The sequence below is a fragment of the Umezawaea sp. genome (assembly GCF_057122925.1).
Genome location: NZ_DBNGPQ010000073.1, coordinates 36,011 through 54,826 on the forward strand (window position 1 = coordinate 36,011; position 18,816 = coordinate 54,826).

Annotated in this window: 17 protein-coding genes; 9 read left to right on the plus strand and 8 right to left on the minus strand. The window is 69.5% G+C overall.

Annotation, left to right across the window (positions count from 1 at the left end; translation table 11 throughout):
- Positions 1-50 precede the first annotated feature (50 nt).
- Genes AC156L_RS16335 through AC156L_RS16345 form a run of 3 tightly spaced genes read left to right on the plus strand, consistent with a single transcriptional unit; the run spans position 51 to position 2,363 of the window.
- Positions 51-953 carry an ABC transporter ATP-binding protein gene (locus tag AC156L_RS16335; protein WP_330873836.1) on the plus strand — a complete coding sequence of 301 codons (903 nt, stop codon included), beginning with the start codon at positions 51-53 and terminating at the stop codon, positions 951-953.
- Positions 950-1,999, plus strand: a complete 1,050-nt coding sequence (locus AC156L_RS16340) for an ABC transporter permease (RefSeq protein WP_330873837.1) — start codon at positions 950-952, stop codon at positions 1,997-1,999. Before AC156L_RS16335 ends, AC156L_RS16340 begins: the two co-directional genes overlap by 4 nt.
- Before the next feature lie 46 nt (positions 2,000-2,045).
- The gene (locus tag AC156L_RS16345; protein ID WP_330873838.1) at positions 2,046-2,363 is read left to right on the plus strand and encodes a DUF3817 domain-containing protein; all 318 of its coding nucleotides are present in this window, start codon (positions 2,046-2,048) and stop codon (positions 2,361-2,363) included.
- Here the strand turns inward: AC156L_RS16345 and AC156L_RS16350 are convergent.
- Entirely contained in the window at positions 2,345-3,436 is a 1,092-nt protein-coding gene (locus AC156L_RS16350; RefSeq protein ID WP_330873839.1) for an aminoglycoside phosphotransferase family protein, read from the minus strand. The two genes, AC156L_RS16345 and AC156L_RS16350, sit on opposite strands and share 19 nt — an antisense overlap.
- 43 nt (positions 3,437-3,479) lie before the next feature.
- Positions 3,480-3,983 carry a MarR family winged helix-turn-helix transcriptional regulator gene (locus AC156L_RS16355; protein ID WP_330873840.1) on the minus strand — a complete coding sequence of 168 codons (504 nt, stop codon included), beginning with the start codon at positions 3,981-3,983 and terminating at the stop codon, positions 3,480-3,482.
- Between the two features lie 48 nt (positions 3,984-4,031).
- Between AC156L_RS16355 and AC156L_RS16360 the strand changes: the two genes are divergently transcribed.
- From AC156L_RS16360 to AC156L_RS16370, 3 genes are all read left to right on the plus strand, one after another.
- Positions 4,032-4,331, plus strand: coding sequence for an MTH1187 family thiamine-binding protein (locus AC156L_RS16360; RefSeq protein ID WP_330873841.1), 300 nt, complete (start codon positions 4,032-4,034; stop codon positions 4,329-4,331).
- Between the two features lie 71 nt (positions 4,332-4,402).
- The gene (icmA, locus tag AC156L_RS16365; protein ID WP_330873842.1) at positions 4,403-6,136 is read left to right on the plus strand and encodes a coenzyme B12-dependent isobutyryl-CoA mutase large subunit; all 1,734 of its coding nucleotides are present in this window, start codon (positions 4,403-4,405) and stop codon (positions 6,134-6,136) included.
- Positions 6,137-6,759: 623 nt separating this feature from the next.
- The gene (locus AC156L_RS16370) at positions 6,760-7,725 is read left to right on the plus strand and encodes a tetratricopeptide repeat protein (protein WP_414720079.1); all 966 of its coding nucleotides are present in this window, start codon (positions 6,760-6,762) and stop codon (positions 7,723-7,725) included.
- 45 nt (positions 7,726-7,770) lie between these two features.
- Here the strand turns inward: AC156L_RS16370 and AC156L_RS16375 are convergent, their stop codons facing one another.
- Together AC156L_RS16375 and AC156L_RS16380 are read right to left on the minus strand one after the other, a co-directional pair.
- On the minus strand, positions 7,771-9,207 hold the full coding sequence (locus AC156L_RS16375; protein WP_330879942.1) for a neutral zinc metallopeptidase: 1,437 nt from the start codon (positions 9,205-9,207) through the stop codon (positions 7,771-7,773).
- A 137-nt stretch (positions 9,208-9,344) separates the two neighbouring features.
- On the minus strand, positions 9,345-10,733 hold the full coding sequence (locus AC156L_RS16380; RefSeq protein WP_330879940.1) for a neutral zinc metallopeptidase: 1,389 nt from the start codon (positions 10,731-10,733) through the stop codon (positions 9,345-9,347).
- Between the two features lie 86 nt (positions 10,734-10,819).
- Between AC156L_RS16380 and AC156L_RS16385 the strand changes: the two genes are divergently transcribed.
- The gene (locus AC156L_RS16385; RefSeq protein WP_330879938.1) at positions 10,820-11,329 is read left to right on the plus strand and encodes an N-acetyltransferase; all 510 of its coding nucleotides are present in this window, start codon (positions 10,820-10,822) and stop codon (positions 11,327-11,329) included.
- Here the strand turns inward: AC156L_RS16385 and cas6e are convergent.
- Entirely contained in the window at positions 11,304-11,957 is a 654-nt protein-coding gene (gene cas6e / locus AC156L_RS16390) for a type I-E CRISPR-associated protein Cas6/Cse3/CasE (RefSeq protein WP_330879935.1), read from the minus strand. The genes AC156L_RS16385 and cas6e overlap by 26 nt on opposite strands.
- 525 nt (positions 11,958-12,482) lie before the next feature.
- On the opposite strand from cas6e, the gene AC156L_RS16395 reads away from it, so the two are divergent.
- Both AC156L_RS16395 and AC156L_RS16400 read left to right on the plus strand, forming a co-directional pair.
- The gene (locus AC156L_RS16395; RefSeq protein WP_330879933.1) at positions 12,483-12,704 is read left to right on the plus strand and encodes a hypothetical protein; all 222 of its coding nucleotides are present in this window, start codon (positions 12,483-12,485) and stop codon (positions 12,702-12,704) included.
- A 68-nt stretch (positions 12,705-12,772) separates the two neighbouring features.
- Complete coding sequence (locus AC156L_RS16400) at positions 12,773-13,690, plus strand: SDR family oxidoreductase (protein WP_330879931.1); 918 nt, start codon at positions 12,773-12,775, stop codon at positions 13,688-13,690.
- Positions 13,691-13,901: 211 nt separating this feature from the next.
- Here the strand turns inward: AC156L_RS16400 and glgB are convergent, their stop codons facing one another.
- The 3 genes from glgB to treS form a co-directional block, all read right to left on the minus strand.
- The gene (gene glgB, locus AC156L_RS16405; RefSeq protein ID WP_330879929.1) at positions 13,902-16,097 is read right to left on the minus strand and encodes a 1,4-alpha-glucan branching protein GlgB; all 2,196 of its coding nucleotides are present in this window, start codon (positions 16,095-16,097) and stop codon (positions 13,902-13,904) included.
- Between the two features lie 7 nt (positions 16,098-16,104).
- The gene (locus AC156L_RS16410) at positions 16,105-17,436 is read right to left on the minus strand and encodes a maltokinase N-terminal cap-like domain-containing protein (protein ID WP_330879927.1); all 1,332 of its coding nucleotides are present in this window, start codon (positions 17,434-17,436) and stop codon (positions 16,105-16,107) included.
- A 5-nt stretch (positions 17,437-17,441) separates the two neighbouring features.
- Positions 17,442-18,816, minus strand: a 1,375-nt coding sequence (gene treS, locus AC156L_RS16415) for a maltose alpha-D-glucosyltransferase (RefSeq protein ID WP_484406985.1), incomplete at its 5' end; no start/stop codon positions are given.

The window sequence follows — 18,816 nt, forward strand, 5'->3', positions numbered from 1 at the left end:
TTCGTCGTTCACCGCTCCGCGACGGCGTGCGAGCACCTACCGTCCACACCATGACAGACGCCGTGGCCGTCACCGACATCCGCAAGTCGTACGGCTCCCTCACCGCCGTGGACGGCGTGTCCTTCACGGTCGCCGAGGGCGAGTTCTTCGGCATCCTCGGGCCGAACGGGGCAGGCAAGACCACCACGCTGGAGATCGTGGAGGGTTTGCGCGAACCCGATTCCGGCACCGTGACGCTGCTGGGCGAGACCCCGTGGCCGCGCAACCCGAAGCTGCTGCCGCGCGTCGGCGTGCAGCTCCAGGCGTCCAGCTTCTTCGAGAAGCTCACCGCGCGCGAGCAGCTGGAGACGTTCGGTTCCCTCTACGGCGTCGGTCCGGCGAGGGCCGCGGAGATGCTGGAGCTGGTGGGCCTGACGGACAAGGCCGAGGTCCAGGAGAACAAGCTTTCCGGCGGCCAGCGCCAGCGCCTGTCGATCGCGTGCTCCCTGGTCCACGACCCGGACGTGGTGTTCCTCGATGAGCCGACGGCCGCGCTGGACCCGCAGGCCCGGCGCAACCTCTGGGACGTGCTGCGCGCGATCCAGGACCGGGGCAAGACCATCGTCTACACCACGCACCACCTGGACGAGGCCGAGATCCTCTGCGACCGGGTGGCCATCATGGACCGCGGCAGGATCCTCGCGATGGACTCGCCCGCCGCGCTCGTGCGCGGGCTGGACGCGCCGACGCGGATCACCCTGCAACCCGGCTCGCTGCCGCTGGAGGGCGCGCGCGAGCTGGAGGGCGTGGACAGCGCGACCGAGGACGACGGCGGGCTGACGATCTCCACGCGCAAGCCCGCGCAGGTCCTGTCCGCCCTCGCCGAGCGGGGCACCCTGGACGGTCTCCAGGTCCGCACCGCCACCCTGGAGGACGTCTTCCTGGACCTCACCGGACGGGAGTACCGGGCATGAGCACGACCGCGTTCAAGAGCCTGTCGACGGCGATGTTCAAGGGCTTCGTCCGCGACCGGATGTCGCTGTTCTTCATGTTCTTCTTCCCGCTCATGTTCCTGGTGGTCTTCGGGCTCCTCCTGGGCGACCCCGGCGACGACAGGATCAAGATCGCGGTGACCGGCGACGGCCCGGTCGTCGCGGCGCTGGACCAGACCGGCGCGGTGGAGATCCAGCGGTTCGACGACGAGGGGGCCGCCGTCGCCAAGGTCCAGGACGGCGACCTGCCCGCCGCGATGATCCTGCGCGGCACCGCGATCGAGCTGCGGTTCGCCGCCAGCGACCAGGTCGCCGCAGGCACCGTGAACGGCCTCGTGTCCGGCGTGGTCGACAAGATCAACCTGGGTGCCACCGGTCAGCCCGCGACGTTCACCCTCCAGCAGCGGCCGGTCGAGGACGCGTCCCTCAAACCGATCCAGTACCTCACCCCCGGCATCCTCTCCTGGGGCATCTCCATCTCGGCCGTCTTCGGCGCCGCGCTGACCATGGTGTCGTGGCGCAAGAAGCAGGTGCTGCGCCGCATCCGGCTCGCCCCGGTCAGCGCCGTCACGGTCCTCACCTCGCGGCTGACCGTCAGCGTGGGCATCGCGGTCGTCCAGGCCATCACGTTCGTCCTGGTGGCCCTGACCCCGCCGTTCGGGCTCCGGCTCTCCGGGAACTGGTACCTCGCGCTGCCGCTGCTGATCCTCGGCACGCTGGCGTTCTTCGCCATCGGGATGCTCGTGGGCGCGTTCTGCAAGACCGAGGAGTCGGCCAGCGGCGCCGCGAACATCCTGGTGATGCCGATGTCGTTCCTGTCCGGCTCGTTCTTCCCCATCGAGAACGCCCCCGCCTGGCTCCAGGCGGTGTCGCAGGCGCTGCCGCTGCGGCACATGAACGACGGGATGCTCGACGTCCTGGTGCGGGGCAAGGGGATCGAGGCGCTGCTGCTGCCGTGCTCGGTGCTCATCGCGTTCACGGCGGTCGTCGGCCTCCTCGCGGCGAAGGTCTTCCGCTGGGAGGACTGACACCCCGCAACGCCGGTGAGCCCGCTCACGCAGCACAATGGGGGGCATGCTCTCCACCTCGGCAGGCCGGTTCCGCCTCTTCGCACAGGCAGAGGCGGTGTCCTGGGCGGGTCTCCTGATCGGCATGCTCTTCAAGTACGTGCTGTCGGACAACGAGATCGGCGTGAAGATCTTCGGCCCGATCCACGGGTTCATCTTCGTCGTCTACATCTTCGTGGCGCTGTTCGCGAGCGTCGCGCAGAAGTGGGAGCGCCGCACCACGGTCCTCGCGCTGCTGGCGAGCATCCCGCCGTTCGGGACGATCGTCTTCGAGCGCTGGGCGATCCGGACGGGCAGGCTGAACGTTCAGACCAGCGCGGCCTGAGCCTTCCTGATCTCCTCCTCCGGGTCGCCGGAGTGGTAGACTTGCTCGCTCTCCTCGATGTTCGCCAGGAACTCGCGGTAGCGGAACGCGTTGAACACGTGCACGAGCGGGATCGCCAGTTCCAGCGCCGCGGCGGGGTCGCTGTCCGGCACCCGCTCCCGCCACGCCGCCGTCCACACCTCGGCGAGCAGCGGTCGCTCGTCCGGACCGATGAACGTCCACAGCCGCGCGGCGTCCAGTGCCGGGTGCCCCCAGTGCGCGTCGGCCCAGTCGATCACCTGGGTGGTCGTGCCGTCGGACTGCCAGTTGCCGGGGTGGAAGTCGCCGTGCAGCAGCGTCAGCGGCAGGCCGGTGGCGAGCAGCGCCTCGGCCCGTTCGCGGGAGCCCTCGACCTCGGGTGACCAGATCGGCACCTCCGGCATCGCGGGGTGCTTCTCGCCCGCGAGCGCGGCCTGGACGGCCACGAGCCTCGGCACCACCGACCGGAGCCGCTCCGGTTCGAGCGGCCAGCACGGTGTCCCGGGGGCGTCGGCCATCAGCACCCGCAGCGGCGCGCTCGCGATCACCTCGGGCACCAGGGTCGGGTCCTGCTCGGCCACCAGCCGCAGCGCGGTCGGCTCGGCCGCGAAGAACGGCGGCAGTTCCTTCACCCACACCCGTCCGGCGTCGGTCTCCAGCCGGTACACGCAGGACAGGTTCCACGTCTTCTTCTGCCGCGCCTCACCGGTGCGGGTGACGTGCTCCTCGGCCCACGCGAGCAGGGCGGCCGGGCCGCCCGGTTTCGCCCACGGCAGCCTCAGCGGGGTGTCCGGGAACGCGTGCGCGGGCTCGGTGACCAGGGCGCTCCGGTCCGGCGCGCCGTAGGCCTCCACCTGGTAGGTGACCTGGCCGCCCGCGGTGTACTCGCCGATCCCCTCGACGAGCCGCAGCACGCTCGTCGGCACGCCCAGCACCTCGTCGAGGTGCGCGGTGACGTCGTCGACCAGGGCCCACCACCGGCTCTCCACCGTGAACGGCCCGAGTGATCCGACGTACTCGCCGTCGACCGTGACCAGGGCTATGACCTCGCGCATCCGCACAGGGTGGCTGATCGACCCCGGCGGGCGCGACGGGTTTTCAGTCCTCGAAGTCCCCGACCGCGCGCCGCACCTTGGCCAGCAGGTCGGTCAACTGCTCGGTCTGCCGCTCGGTCAGCCCGCGCAGCCCGAAGTCCACCCCGGTCACGGCCTCGGTGGCGATCTCCCGCCTGGCCCGGCCGTCGTCGGTGATCCCCACCAGCGTGGTGCGCCGGTCGGTCGGGTGCGGGTTGCGCCGCACCAGCCCGTCGGCCTCCAGCCTGTCCACGATGTTCGTGACGCTGGTGGGGTGGAGCTGGAGCCGCTCGCCCATGACCCGCATCGGCAGGCTGCCCGCCTTCGAGAAGGTCAGCAGCACCAGCGCCTCGTAGCGGGCGAACGTCAGCCCGTGCGGCTTGAGCGCCGCGTCGACGGCCGACTGGATGATTTGCTGTACCCGCATGACGCTCGTGACCGCCGCCATCGCCGTCGACGGCCCGATCCTCTTCTCCCACAGCTCGGCTGCTCGTGCGATCGGGTCGAACGGCAGCGGCTGGGGCGTCATGCAGGCGAAGCTACCAGTGGGTACCAGTCGACGATCCAGGAGGCACGCGTGCTCATCGCGTTCAGCGTCAGCCCGCTCGGCGGGGAGTCCGACAGCGTCGCGGAGGCCGTCGCGGCGGCCGTGCGGGTGGTCCGCGAGTCGGGCCTGCCGAACGAGACCAACGCCATGTTCACCCTCGTGGAGGGCGAGTGGGACGAGGTGATGGCCGTGGTGAAGGCGGCGACCGAGGCCGTGCAGGCCGCCGCGCCGCGCGTCAGCCTCGTGCTCAAGGCCGACATCCGGCCCGGCTTCACCGGGCAGATGGCCGCGAAGGTCGAGCGCGTGGAGGCCCACCTGCGTGAGCTGTGACAGGTGACACGATGGCGACCGATAGTCGGACGTCCTACTATTTGGGTATCGACGACGATGCGGAGACCGCCATGCCTGCTCCCGGCTACGACGAGAACCACGCCGACCACGAGGCCGGCCGTGAGCGTTGGCAGGCCGCCTACGCGGAGGCGGAGGCGGCCGGTCGGGTCCGCGACGCCGACTTCACCACCCTCTCCGGCGTCGAGGTCGACCCCGTGTACGGGCCTCGACCCGGTGAGGTGGTCGAGGGCTTCGAGCGCATCGGCTGGCCCGGCGAGTACCCGTTCACCCGCGGCCTGCACCCGACCGGGTACCGCGGCAAGAACTGGACCATCCGGCAGTTCGCGGGCTTCGGCAACGCCGAGCAGACCAACGAGCGCTACAAGATGATCCTGGCGCGCGGCGGGGGCGGCCTGTCGGTCGCCTTCGACATGCCCACGCTGATGGGCAAGGACTCCGACGACCCCCGGTCGCTGGGGGAGGTCGGGCACTGCGGTGTGGCGATCGACTCGGCGGCCGACATGGACGTCCTGTTCGGCGACATCCCGCTGGAGCGGGTCACGACGTCGATGACGATCTCGGGGCCAGCCGTGCCGGTGTTCGTGATGTACCTCGTGGCCGCCGAGCGGCAGGGCGCGGACATCTCGAAGCTCAACGGCACGCTCCAGACGGACATCTTCAAGGAGTACATCGCCCAGAAGGAGTGGCTGTTCGCGCCCGAGCCGCACCTGCGGCTCATCGGCGACCTGATGGCGTACTGCCAGGACAACATCCCCGCGTACAAGCCGCTGTCGGTGTCCGGCTACCACATCCGCGAGGCCGGGGCGACGGCCGCGCAGGAGCTGGCGTTCACCCTCGCGGACGGGTTCGGGTACGTCGAGCTGGGACTGTCGCGCGGGTTGGACATCGAGAAGTTCGCGCCGGGGCTGAGCTTCTTCTTCGACTCCCACCTCGACTTCTTCGAGGAGATCGCGAAGTTCCGGGCCGCTCGGCGGATCTGGGCCCGGTGGATGCGGGACGTCTACGGGGCCAAGACCGCGAAGGCGCAGCAGTTGCGGTTCCACACGCAGACCGCCGGGGTGTCGTTGACCGCGCAGCAGCCGGACAACAACATCGTCCGCACGGCGGTGGAGGCGCTCGCCGCGGTGCTGGGCGGGACGAACTCCTTGCACACCAACGCGTTGGACGAGGTGCTCGCCCTCCCCAGCGAGAAGGCCGCCCAGATCGCGCTGCGCACCCAGCAGGTGATCATGGAGGAGACCGGCGTGTCGAACGTCGCCGACCCGCTGGGCGGGTCCTGGTACGTCGAGGCGCTGACCGACAAGATCGAGGCCGAGGCCGAGAAGATCTTCGACCGCATCAAGGACATGGCCCGCGCGGCGGTCCCGTCCGGTGAGCACGAGATCGGCGAGATGACGTCGGGGATCCTGCGCGGCATCGAGGACGGCTGGTTCACCGGGGAGACCGCCGACTCGGCGTTCGTGTACCAGGTGGCGCTGGAGAAGGGCGACAAGAAGGTCGTCGGGGTGAACGTGCACACCGAGTCGCTGTCGGAGAACCTGGAGATCCTGCGGGTCAGCCACGAGGTGGAGCGCGAGCAGAACCGCGTGCTGGCCGAGCGGCGGGGGCGGCGTGACCAGGGGGCTGTCGATCGGGCCTTGGCGCACATGGTCGAGGTGGCTCGGACCGACGGGAACCTGATCGAGCCGATGCTGGCGGCGGCTCGGGTCGAGGCGACGCTGGGGGAGATCTGCGGGGTGTTGAAGGACGAGTGGGGCGGGTACACGGAGCCTGCTCGGTTCTGAGCTGGTCGTTCGTGAAAGACGGTCTGGTCGCTGACGTGATGGGTGCGTGAAAGACGGTCTGGTCGCCGACGTCGTGGTGTGGCCGGTTTGACTTGGGGCCCCTGGATTTGACCCTTTGATCGGGCTGAAGGGCAGGTGGTGCCACCCTGCCCGATCTACCAGGGTAAGGGTCGAATCCCCCAAGTAAGACCGGCCACGCTTCGCATCCGGCCAGGTCGAGCAGGTGGTCATGCGAGTCCGCCTGCCGTGGTGGTTGTTCGAACTCCCGGCTCTCCTGCCGGCTGCCAGCTGTCACGTCCGCTCCTGCTGGCTCCCGGCAGTCACGTCTGCTCCCGCCGTCTTCCGCCGGCTCCCCGTCTCCCGTCAGTCTCGCCGTGCCTCGTCCTGCCTCGCCGTGCCTCGTCCGCCATCTCTCGTCTTCGAAAACTGTCGTACCCCCTCCCTACCCCGTATCTCGGGGGGTCTTCACGTTCAGGGGACCTCCGCTTCGGCGTCTTCTAGCAGAACTCTCGCCTTCGTGGGTGACACGTGGAGGTGAATGGGGGAAGCCGTGTGGCGCAATCCGTCGCGACTCGACCCGGTCCCTGCACCCGGCCGTGGGTACTCGTGCCAGGATGGACGGCGTGACAAGGCCAGACCCTCGTAAAACTGCAGCTCTGTCCGCCGCGCTCTCCGGGGCGGTGGATCTCGGCGCGCTCAAGGCGCGTGCTGACGCGGCTCGTCAGCGTCCCGCGGCTCAGCCCCCCGCTCCTGGTGCTCCCTCCGGCGGGCCCAGTCCGTGGGTTCTCGACGTCACCGAGGCGACGTTCCAGTCGGTGGTCGAGCGGTCCATGGAGATCCCGGTGGTGGTCGAACTGACCGCCACGTGGAGTCCGGAGGCGCAGCAGTTGTCGCCCGTCCTGGAAGCGGCGGCCCGCAACAGCGGCGGTGCGTGGATCCTCGCCAGGGTCGACCTGGACGCGAGTCCGCGCATCGGGCAGGCGTTCGGTGTGCAGTCGGTGCCGACGGTCGTCGCGGTGGCGGCCGGGCAGCCGATCGACGCGTTCGCGGGGCCACTGCCGCAGGCCGAGTTCGACCAGTGGATCGTCCGGTTGCTGGACGCGCTGCGCGACAAGCTGCCCGGCATCGCCGCCGCCGAGAACGGTGCGGGCGCGCAGGCCGCTCCGGTCGAGGAGCCGGAGGACCCGCGGTTCGTCGCGGCCGAGGAGGCGTTCGAGCAGGGCGACTTCGCCGCTGCCGAGTCGGCCTACGAGGCGATCCTGTCGGTCGAGCCCTCCAACGAGGAGGCCAAGGCCGCCCTCGTGCAGGTGCGGTTCACCGCGCGCGCCGAGGCGATCGACCAGGACGCGGTCAGCCGCGCCGACGCCGCTCCGGACGACCTGGACGCCCAGCTCGCCGCCGCCGACCTCCAGATCGTGAACCAGGACGTCGAGGGCGCGTTCAAGCGCCTGGTCGACACCGTGCGCCGCGTGTACGGCGACGACCGCAACAAGGTCCGCGAGCACCTGGTCGGCCTGTTCGAGCTGTTCCCGGTCGACGACCCGAGGGTCGCCGCCGCTCGCCGGAACCTGGCCAGCGCCCTGTTCTAGTGCCGGGCGGGGGGGGGAGCACGTGCTCCCCCCACCGCGTCCGGTTCAGGAGTACTTGCGCGTGCAGATGCCGTTGCCGCCGTCGAAGAACCCGTCGCGGAACGCCTCGACGCGTGCGAACCCGGACGGCACCACGGCCCCGTTCACGTCCGCGGCGATCAGGCTCTTGTCGGCCAGCAGCTCCGCGACGGCCTCGTCCAGGTCGCCCGCGGACAGCCGCAGCTTCGACGTGCTCTTGGTCGTGGTCCCGGCCCACGCCCCGGTCAGGCACGCCGTCCGCAGCCCGGCGGCGGGCCCGTCCAGCGGGTAGCCGGTGGCCTTCTGGATGGACAGCGTGAACCGGGACGCGATCTCGGCGAACGCGGCGAAGTCGCCGATCCCGCCCTTCTGCCCCTTCTTCGGCACCGCCCCGATCTTCGTCAGCTCCGCCAGGTCCAGCGACACCTGGTTCGTGCTCGGGCAGTAGGCGGCGGGTGAGGTGGTCTGCGCGTCGGGGCAGCTCGCCGCGCCCTCCTTGAACGCGGGCGGCGCCGCGCCGGTCTGCTTGTAGGCGTCGCGCAGGCTGCTCTCCAGCAGGTCCAGGTTCTTCCGCTCGGCGACCGCGATCTGCCCCTTCGACTGGTCGTCCGGGCTGAACGTCTGCTGGGTGATGCGCTCCTCGATCTCCGCCTCGTCGATCCTGGCGCACCGCGCGGGGTTGGACGAGAAGCCGAACTGGAACGCCGCCACCCGGTCGAACGCGCTGCCGTGCGCACCCTGCTTCTCAGCGCTCGTCCCGGCGGCGTCGCGGATGAAGAACATGGTGGCCAGCACCTGGTTGAGGCCGGGGCCGGTGGAGATCCGGAAGTGCTCGGACTTGCCCTCGGCGATCCAGCGGAAGAAGTTGCCCGCGTAGCAGTCGGCCTGCTGCTCCTTGATGATGGTCGCCGTGGCCTGGGTGATGCCGCTCTCGGCACCCAGCTTGTACTGCACGGCGTGGCCGGTCTCGTGGGCCAGCACGGTCACCACGGACATCGGGCCGAACGCGTCGTTGAGCATCGGCAGGAGTTCGCCGCGGTCCCAGGCGATGCTGTCGTCGAGCGAGCAGTAGAACGCGTTGGCGACGCCCGCGGTGCTGGTGCGGCAGATCTCGACGCCGTCGCCGGTCGAGTCGTAGGACACCAGGCGTTTGACCGGCTCGAACTTCTTGCCCCCGAAGTTCGCGGGCATCGCCTCGGCCCAGTACGCCTCGACGTCGGCGAGCGCGTTGAGGGCCAGCCGGTCCATCTCGCCGCCGTCGCCGTTCTCCACCGGCAGGGTCGCGTCCGGCACACCGGGTTTCGCGCCGCTCTCGCCGGTGGTGATGTCCAGACCGGCGATCTTCGTGATGTCCGGGCGTTCAGCCTTGGGTGTGCCGCCGACGGTGGTCGCGCAGCCGCCGACCAAGCCCGCCACCGACACCACCGCGACGAGCGCCGCACCTCGCCAAGCCCGCCGCGTCATCCCAGGGTCCCCATTCCGGTCCGCGTTTCGCCTGCTTCGCGCACCCTACTTGGTTCATTCGAGTGACAGCGTGAGGCGGCGAACCCACCGGGGCGACCGCGCGGGACGGCGACCCGCCCGGAGCGCCCCGGAGCCGATCAGCGGATGCCGCACGCCTTGTCGCCCTCGAACACACCGGTGCGGAACACCTCGACTCGCTTGAAGCCCGGTTCCAGCCCGGAGCGACCCTTCGCGTCACGGGTCGGGAAGTTCGCCGCCAGCAGCACCTGCACGGCCTCGTCCATGTCTCCGGGGGAGAGGCCGAAGCCCTGCTTGCGGGCCAGGACGACCCCGGTGTACGCGCCGGCCATGCACAGCGCGTTGCTGCCCGCGGTGGTCCCCTCGGTCTGCTTCCCGGCCTGCGCGAGTGCCGACAGCCCGTACCGGCTGGCCATCAGCAGACCCGTCGCGTAGTCACCGATCTGCTCGTGCAGCTTGAGGAGGTCGCCCTCCACGTCGATCTCGACCGACTTCTCGTCCTTGCAGAACGCCACCGGCCCCTGGTCGCCGGAGCAGTTCGGCTCCGTGCCGACCTTCGTCGACCTGGGCGGCACCCACGTCTTGCCGAGCGAGGTGATCACACCCTGGTAGTAGGCGCTCAGGTCCGGGGTGAGCTGGACGATCATCTCGTCGAACGGCAGGTTGCCGCCGCGGTCGCGGTCCTCGACGTTGGTGAACGTCGACTGCGTGAACACCCGGTTCTGCACGGTCATCGCACCGCAGAACTTCGAGTCCTTCTGGAACCCGTCCTGGAACGCCGACACGCGGTCGAACGCGTTGCCGTGCGCCTGCTGGTCGGTCGGCGACGTCCCGACCGGGTCGCGGAACGTGATCAGCGCGCCGAGCGCGGAGTCCAGCGCGTCCTGCCCGATGTCCAGCGACTTCGACTTGCCGTCGGCGACCCACTTCGTGAACGACCCGGCGAAGCAGTCCGCCATCGCCTCGGTGAGGATCGTCGGGAACCTGCCGGGGTTGGCGCGTTCGGACTCGGGCGTGATGCCCATCCGCTTCTGCACCGCGTGGCCCATCTCGTGCGCCAGCACGATCACCACGGCCGCGTCCCCGAACTTGTCCTGCAACACCGGGAGCAGCGCCGCGCGGTCGTAGGCGACCGCGTCCGCCGACGGGCAGTAGAACGCGTTGCCCTCGACGTCGGACGCCTTCTCCGTGCACGGCGGCGGCTTCGCCGACGCGTCCGCGGTGTCGACGGAGAAGATCCCGCCGCTCAACGGCTCCCACGGCTTGCCGAACGCGGCGGGGAACGCCTCTTCCCAGAACCGGTCGATGTCGGCCAGCGCCGTACCGGCGAGCTGGTCGATCTGCCCGCCGTCGCTGCCCCGGATAACGCCGGTCGACGTCGTGTCGCGCGCGACGACCCGTGCCGCCCTCGGCTGGCCGCTGACCGCGACCGTGCACCCGCTGCCGACCACCGCGACCGCCGTCACCAGCGTCGCGAGCCGAACCAGCCGTCCTGATCGGTGTCGCATCGCACCATTGTGCCCCGATCGGGGGGCGCTCGGCGTCGAACAGCCGATAGCGCGACGTCCACCACGTCCGCTTGTACGCTCCGCGCATGTCCTGGCTGCCCGCTGACTTCGTCCACCCGACCACCGTGCCCGTGACCGCGGACCGGCACCTGCGACCCATCAGGGCCACCGACGTCGACCTGGACCACCCGCTGGTCATGGGTGCGCGGGAGAAGCTCTGGGCCGTCTACGGCGAGGCGTGGGGCTGGCCGCCGGAGACCATGACCTACGAGCAGGACCGCGACGACCTGGCCCGCCACGAGCGCGAGGCCGAGGAGCACGAGTCCTTCAACTACGCGCTCTTCAACTCCGACGAGACCGAGCTGTTCGGCTGCGTCTACGTGGATCCGCCGCGGAAGGTGGGCGGTGACGCGGAAATCTCGTGGTGGACCGAGGACGACACCGACCTCGACTCGTTCGTCCCGGCGTGGATCGCGCGGGCGTGGCCGTTCACCGAGCCCCGCTACGTCGGCCGCGATCTGACGTGGACCGAGTGGATCGCGCTGCCGGACGCCGGGACCGACCGGTCGGTCACGACTCCGCGGGCGCCAGACTGATCAGTCCGCACCCGTAGGCCTTCGCGCGCCCGATCCCCGCGACGACGGCCTCGGTGAACGCGTCCGGGTCGGTGACGACCAGGTGCCCGTCGAACCGCACCGCCTCGACGGTGATCTTCGTGGCGGCGTTCTTGCGACCGACGAGCGTCGGGATCGGCGACGGCGCCACGTCCGGCTCGGCGCCCGCGTTCGGGATCACGAACCCGTGCTGCTCGCCCTTGCGCATCAACCACTCGACCTGCCGCTGGGGCTCGCGGTGCACCAGCCGCTTGCGCGACTTGGCCTCGCACCAGGTCGGGTTGGCGACGATCCGGAACGCCAACCGCCGCCCAGGGGTCACCGCGTCCAGCACCGGTCGCAACGGCCGCACCTCGGCGGGCGCCGTCAGGTGGCCCTCGGGCAGCACGCCCCAGTCCGGTTCCGTGCGACTTTGCACGTACTGGACATATCCGTCGTTCGTGCTGTCCAGCCGCCACAGCACGGCGTGCGCCTGCCGAGCCGGCGTCGCCTCGGTGATGTTCGGGAACGCCGACATGACCGTTCGGTGCATGTCGTGGATGTTGGCGTGGTCGCGGCGGAACTCGCGCGATCCGGTGTTGATGTCGAGCTTGGTCAGGAACACGGTCATCCCGATTCGGTGAGCGGGGCGAATGCGGTTCCGGCAATGGCGCCAGGGTCAAGACCGAGCTGTCTGCCTGCTGCTATGCCTCCGGCACTCGATCCCGACCATGGTGCGATCGTCGAGATCGGCAATGTAATCAGAACTCGTTGGACACGTCTGCACATCAACCGGAACATCGCCCTGAATGACGTTCGACTTCACCCGGTTGATGCAATATCCGCGACGGGGTATTGAATTGGTCTAAAGGTGTTACGGATCTATTCCGCAGTTTTGCGCACAGGCTCGCATACCCCACCACCCCGGATCTGTCGACCGCCGCTCGGCCGGTGGGCGAGAAGTAGACAAATCCTCGTCACGTGGTATTGGTCATCTGTGAACTCGCGAAGACTGAGCGAGCACGTCGACACCACGTGAACCACCGCCGCCCAGCGCGAGTTCCCAACCGGAACGGGCTCCGCCGTGATGCTGACCCTAGGTCAACTGGCCCAGATCGGGCGCCTCCAACACCTCTGCGAGGTGCGCGGGTGGAGGATGCAGCTCAAGCGCTCGCCGGAACCGCCGCACGACGTCGACGAACTCGTGTACTTCGCCGAGAACGGCCTGTGGCTGGACGTCCTGCGCGTCCGCTCGGACACCGACGCCCAGGCGGCGAGGCTGATCCGCCAGTCCGTTGTGGAGAACCGCCCCACCGCGGTGTGGGAAGCCGAAGGCACCCTGGCCGAAGTCCTGGACCGCTTGGCGGAACTGGGCTAGTACCTCCACAGTGGACGGGAGGGGTACCGGTGCCGGCGCGGCGGCGCGACTGACGGCAAGCTGTCCGGATGGACACACCATTGAGGGGAAGGGTGGCCCTGGTCGCGGGCGCCACCAGGGGTGCGGGCAGGGCGATCGCGGTGGAACTGGCCAGGGCCGGAGCGTTCGTCTACGCGACGGGCAGGAGCAGCCGTGCCACGGGCAGATCGGAGATGGACCGCCGGGAAACCATCGACGACACCGGCGACCTCATCAACGAGGTGGGCGAGGGCAAAGCCCTGCGCGTCGACCACGTGGAAGCGGACGAGGTCCGCGCACTGGTGGAGGGGATCGACCGCGAACAGGGCCGCCTGGACGTCCTGGTCAACGACATCTTCGGCGGCGACCCCTACGCGGACTTCGGCAAGACCCTGTGGGAACACCGGCTGGACGCGGGCCTGCACATGCTGCGACTGGGCATCGACACCCACGCCATCACCAGCCACCACGCCATCCCCCTGCTGATCCGCAGGCCAGGAGGCCTCGTCATCGAGATGACCGACGGCACGGCCGAGTACAACAGCGCCTACCGCCACCGAGAAGGCTTCTTCTACGACCTGGTCAAAACGGCCGTGGGCCGCATGGCACTGGCCCAGAGCGTGGAACTACCACCACACGGAGCGACGGCAACGGCGGTAACCCCCGGCTGGCTCCGCTCGGAAATGATGCTGGACGCCTTCGGCGTCACCGAGGAGAACTGGCGAGAAGCAACAAAGGCAGAACCACACTTCTGCATCTCGGAATCCCCGACCTACGTGGGCCGAGTGGTAGCAGCACTAGCAGCAGACCCCGACAGGGGAAGGTGGAACGGCAAGACGGTCTCCAGCGGCCAACTGGCCCCGATCTACAACGTCACCGACACGGACGGCACCCAACCAGACGCCTGGCGCTACGTGGTAGAGGTGCAAGACACCGGAAAACCGGCGAACGACACCGGCTACCGCTAACGAGGCGAAGGCCTGAAAGTCAACCAGCAACCAGCGGCGAGCCACGGCTTTACTGAAACCAAGGCCGATTTCACTCGGGATCTGCTCCTTGCACCGGTTGATCGGGCAGGCCACCGCCTCTGCGCTGGGACCGGCACACCCCGATCCACCACAACCGGTACTCACGAAGGAACGGCCGCCCCACCAGGAGCGGCCGTCCCCAAACCCACGATCAGACCTGCTCCCCCTCGGGGGCCAACCACAACACCCCAGCGGGCGGCAACTGCAACACGGCAGAAAACTCCCTCCCGTGCCAGGGGTGCTCCTCGGCGGTCACGGCCCCGAGATTCCCCACCCCGGACCCACCGTAAACAGCGGAATCCGTGTTCACCACCTCAAGCCACCGCCCAGCGGAAGGCAGTCCCACCCGATAATCGTGGTGCGGCTGCCCGGAGAAGTTGGCCACGCACACCAACTGCGACCCGTCCTCCCCGATGCGGACGAAGCTCAAGACGTTTCCAGCGGAGTCGTTCGCGTCGATCCACGAAAAACCCTCAGGCTTGTTGTCAGCGCTGTACAGGGCGGGCGACGCCCGATAAACCCGGTTCAGATCGCCCAACAACTTCCGCACCCCACCGTGCAGCGGCGAATCCAACAGGTGCCAGTCGAGCGACTTCGACTCGGACCACTCCTCGGGCTGCCCGAACTCCCCACCCATGAACAGCAGCTGCTTACCCGGATGCGCCCACATGAAGGCGAGCAGCGTCCTCAGCCCGGCGGCCTTGTTCCAGTCGTCCCCCGGCATCCGCTGCCACAGGGAGCCCTTCCCGTGCACCACCTCGTCGTGCGACAGCGGCAGCACGAAGTTCTCGCTCCACGCGTACACCAGCGAGAACGTGATCTCGTTGTGGTGGAACGACCGGTGGATGGGCTCGCGGCCCAGGTAGTGGAGCGTGTCGTGCATCCACCCCATGTTCCACTTGAACCCGAACCCCAACCCGCCGAGGTGGGTGGGCCGGGACACCCCCGGCCACGCCGTCGACTCCTCGGCGATCATCATGACGCCGGGGTGCCGCCGGTACACCGTCGCGTTCAGCTCCTGGAGGAACCGCACCGCGTCGAGGTTCTCCCGACCGCCGAACTGGTTGGGCAGCCACTGCCCTTCCTCGCGCGAGTAGTCCAGGTACAGCATCGACGCGACGGCGTCGACCCGCAGCCCGTCGAGGTGGAACTCCTCGATCCAGTACAGCGCGTTCGCGACCAGGAAGTTCCGCACCTCGTTGCGCCCGAAGTCGAAGACGAGCGTGCCCCAGTCGGGCTGCTCGCCGCGCCGGGGGTCGGCGTGCTCGTACAGCGAGGTGCCGTCGAACTTCGCGAGCGCCCAGCTGTCCTTCGGGAAGTGCGCGGGCACCCAGTCGACGATCACGCCGATGCCGCGCTGGTGCAGCACGTCGACGAAGTACCGGAAGTCGTCCGGCGACCCGAAGCGGGACGTGGGCGCGTAGTACGACGTGACCTGGTAGCCCCACGAGCCGCCGAACGGGTGCTCGGCGACGGGCAGCAGCTCGACGTGGGTGAAGCCGGTCTCCACGACGTAGTCGGCCAGCTCCACCGCGAGTTCGCGGTAGCTCAGACCGGGACGCCAGGAACCGAGGTGGACCTCGTAGGTGCTGACCGGCGCGTTGATCCACGTGGTGGCCTCGCGCCTGGTCTCCCACTCCAGGTCGTTCCACTCGTGGTTCGAGACCGTGACGACGGACGCGGTCTGCGGCGGCACCTCGGTGCCGAACGCCATCGGGTCGGCCTTCTCGTGCCACGCGCCGTCGGCGCCGAGGATGCGGAACTTGTACCTGGTGCCGACCGGGATGCCGGGGATGAACACCTCCCACACGCCCGACGAGCCCAGGGAGCGCATCGGGTTCGCGCGGCCGTCCCAGCCGTCGAAGTCGCCGATCACGCGCACGCCGCGGGCGGTCGGCGCCCAGACGGCGAACGACGTTCCCTCGACGCGCCCCAACGGGGTGTCGTAGCCGCGGTGGTGGGCGCCCAGCACGTCCCACAGCCGCTCGTGGCGGCCCTCGCCGATCAGGTGCAGGTCGAGTTCACCGACGGTCGGCAGCCACCGGTACGGGTCGTCGACCGTGACGGTGTCGCCGTCGTAGTCGATCTCCAACCGGTAGTCGCCGGGGTGCTCGGGGAGCCTGCCCGCGAACAGGCTGTCGACCACGCGCGGCAGGTCCCACCTGTTCTCGCCCGCGACGACGGCGACGGACTTGGCGCCCGGCCGCAGCGCGCGGGCCACGACGCCGCCGCCGACCTGGTGCACACCCAGCACCGAGTGCGGATCGTGGTGCGCCCCGGCCAGCAGCCGGTCCACGTCGCTCGGCGGCGGCGCGGCGTCGGGAAGATCGGCCGGTTTGGCGTTCACGATGCCGTCACGCTCCTTCTCCGGTGATCCGGGCGATCGACGACAGGGGAACCGTCAACCACTCCGGCCTGTTCGCGTACTCGTATGCGACCTCGTAGACGGCCTTGTCCAGCTCGAACGCCCTCAGCAGCTCCCCGTGCCGCCGGGGGTCGCCGACCGACTCGGCCGCCGCCTCCGCGTAACCCTCGCAGAAGGCCGCGCGGTTGCGCCGCGACCACTCCAGCGCGCGCTCGGTGAGCAGGGCGTCCTCGTCCTGCCCGACGAGCATCTGGTGCGCCGCGTAGTCGAAGGATCGCAGCATTCCGGCCACGTCGCGCAGCGGCGACTTGAGCGCGGCCCGCTCCTCGGCGGGTGCGGCGGGCTCGCCCTCGAAGTCGATCAGCAGCCAGCCGTGCACGGTGCGCAGGACCTGGCCCAGGTGCAGGTCGCCGTGGATGTTCTGCACGGCGATGGCGCCCCGGCCGTCCAGCGCCTTGTCGAACGCGTCCCGCAGCGCGGGCACGAACGGCTCCAGCGCCGGGACCATCGTGGCCACGGAGTCGAGCCGGGCCTTCATCGCCCGCACGGTCGCGGTGATGTCGTCGTCGTCCGCGTCCTGCTGCCCGAGCGCCCGCTCCAGGTCGGCGTGCACGGTCGCGACCGCCTGCCCGAGCCGGTTGGCCTCGGCGGCGAAGTCGCCGCCCGCCTGGTCGGCGTGCTGGGCCTCGGGGTCGGCCATCAGGTCGCGCACGCTCGTCGTCGCCATCGCCCAGCCGTCGACCGCGTCCGGCAGGAACTGCTGGAGCATGCCGATGGTGACCTGCTCGCCGTTCAGGTCGCCGGTGATCGAGCCGAGCGGCTGCGCGATGTGCTCGCAGCCGACCTTCCGCAGCGCCCGGTGCAGCACCAGGTCCGGGTTCGGCCCGTAGGAGAGCTTCCGGAACAGCTTGAGGATGTACTGGCTGCCGAAGATGATCGACGTGTTGCTCTGCTCCGAGGTGATGGGCCGCCCGCGCAGTCCGCCGGTCAGCTCGGCGTCCGGTTCGTGCGCGAAGCGCAGCCCGTCGACCTCGCGGCCCTCGACGATCAGGTCCAGGAGATGACCGGTCAGCTCGGCGTCGCCCGCCGCCTCGTACGACTCGTCGCGGTCGGTCACCAGCAGCTGGTAGGCCTCGACGCGGTCGGCCTGCTCGACCTCGACGACCACGTGCAGCAGCACCGGGTCGTCGAGCAGCACGGTCGTCCGGAGTGGACGGACCGAGTCCACCGGCCGGTCCTTGCCTGCGAACCAGCGCTGCGCGGGCAACCAGTCCGGCAGCTCCGTCAGCAGTTTCTCGACCAGGTCACGGGGTTCGGTCACGTCGCTCACCTCGATTCGCCGTCGTCGCCCACGGTGGCCAGCTGGAACCAGTAGAACCCGTGGCCGGGGAGTGTGAGCAGGTACGGCAGCTCGCCGACCTGCGGGAAGTGGACCCCGCCGGTCAGCTCCACCGGGGTGGTGCCCCGGTGCTCGGACAGGTCAAGTTCGACCGGCTGCGGGAAGCGCGACAGGTTGTTGACGCACAGCACGATGTCCTCGTGCCCGTCCGGTCGCGTCCAGCGCCGCTTGTAGGCGAGGACGCTCGGGTTCGACCCACCGAGGTCGATGAAGGTGCCCTCGGCGAGCGCGTGGTGCTGCTTGCGCACCTCGATCATCCGCCGGGTCCAGTTCAGCAGCGACGGGGCGCTGTTGAGCTGGGACTCGACGTTGAGCGCCTGGTAGCCGTAGATCGGGTCCATGATCACCGGCAGGTAGATCCGGCCCGGATCGCAGCTGGAGAACCCGGCGTTGCGGTCCGGGGTCCACTGCATCGGCGTGCGGACCGCGTCGCGGTCGCCCAGCCAGATGTTGTCGCCCATGCCGATCTCGTCGCCGTAGTAGAGAACGGGCGAACCGGGCAGCGACAGCAGCATCGCGGTGAACAGCTCCTGCTGGTTGCGGTCGTTCTCCAGCAGCGGCGCCAGCCGTCGGCGGATGCCGATGTTGGCCTTCATCCGCGGGTCCTTGGCGTACTCGGTGTACATGTAGTCGCGCTCTTCGTCCGTGACCATCTCGAGCGTCAGCTCGTCGTGGTTGCGCAGGAAGATGCCCCACTGCGTGCCCGTCGGGATCTCCGGCGTCTGAGCCAGGATCTCCGAGATCGGGAAGCGCGACTCGCGCCGGACCGCCATGAAGATGCGCGGCATCAGCGGGAAGTGGAACGCCATGTGGCACTCGTCGCCGCCGGAACGCGGATCGCCGAAGTACTCCACCACGTCGGCCGGCCACTGGTTCGCCTCGGCCAGCAGCACCCGGCCGGGGAACTCGTCGTCGATCACCTTGCGGCAGTGCTTCAGGAAGGCGTGCGTGGCCGGCAGGTTCTCGCAGTTGGTGCCCTCCTCCTCGAACAGGTACGGCACCGCGTCCAGGCGGAACCCGTCGATGCCCAGGTCCAGCCAGAACCGCAGGACGTCGAGCATCGCCTCCTGCACGGCCGGGTTCTCGTAGTTGAGGTCGGGCTGGTGGGAGAAGAAGCGGTGCCAGTAGAACTGCCGGCGCACCGGGTCGAACGTCCAGTTGGACTCCTCGGTGTCGACGAAGATGATCCGGGCGTCGGGATACCTGTCGTCGGTGTCGCTCCACATGTAGTAGTCGCCGTACGGTCCGTCGGGGTCGCTGCGCGACTCCTGGAACCAGGGGTGACTGTCGGACGTGTGGTTC

Coding starts and splice junctions, on each gene's coding strand:
- AC156L_RS16375 (WP_330879942.1), bottom strand. CDS start 9,207: ATGACGCGGCGGGCTTGGCGAGGTGCGGCGCTCGTCGCGGTGGTGTCG.
- cas6e (WP_330879935.1), bottom strand. CDS start 11,957: ATGACCGTGTTCCTGACCAAGCTCGACATCAACACCGGATCGCGCGAG.
- AC156L_RS16380 (WP_330879940.1), bottom strand. CDS start 10,733: ATGCGACACCGATCAGGACGGCTGGTTCGGCTCGCGACGCTGGTGACG.
- AC156L_RS16395 (WP_330879933.1), top strand. CDS start 12,483: ATGCAGCTCAAGCGCTCGCCGGAACCGCCGCACGACGTCGACGAACTC.
- AC156L_RS16340 (WP_330873837.1), top strand. CDS start 950: ATGAGCACGACCGCGTTCAAGAGCCTGTCGACGGCGATGTTCAAGGGC.
- AC156L_RS16355 (WP_330873840.1), bottom strand. CDS start 3,983: ATGACGCCCCAGCCGCTGCCGTTCGACCCGATCGCACGAGCAGCCGAG.
- AC156L_RS16350 (WP_330873839.1), bottom strand. CDS start 3,436: ATGCGCGAGGTCATAGCCCTGGTCACGGTCGACGGCGAGTACGTCGGA.
- AC156L_RS16345 (WP_330873838.1), top strand. CDS start 2,046: ATGCTCTCCACCTCGGCAGGCCGGTTCCGCCTCTTCGCACAGGCAGAG.
- AC156L_RS16335 (WP_330873836.1), top strand. CDS start 51: ATGACAGACGCCGTGGCCGTCACCGACATCCGCAAGTCGTACGGCTCC.
- icmA (WP_330873842.1), top strand. CDS start 4,403: ATGCCTGCTCCCGGCTACGACGAGAACCACGCCGACCACGAGGCCGGC.
- AC156L_RS16400 (WP_330879931.1), top strand. CDS start 12,773: ATGGACACACCATTGAGGGGAAGGGTGGCCCTGGTCGCGGGCGCCACC.
- AC156L_RS16385 (WP_330879938.1), top strand. CDS start 10,820: ATGTCCTGGCTGCCCGCTGACTTCGTCCACCCGACCACCGTGCCCGTG.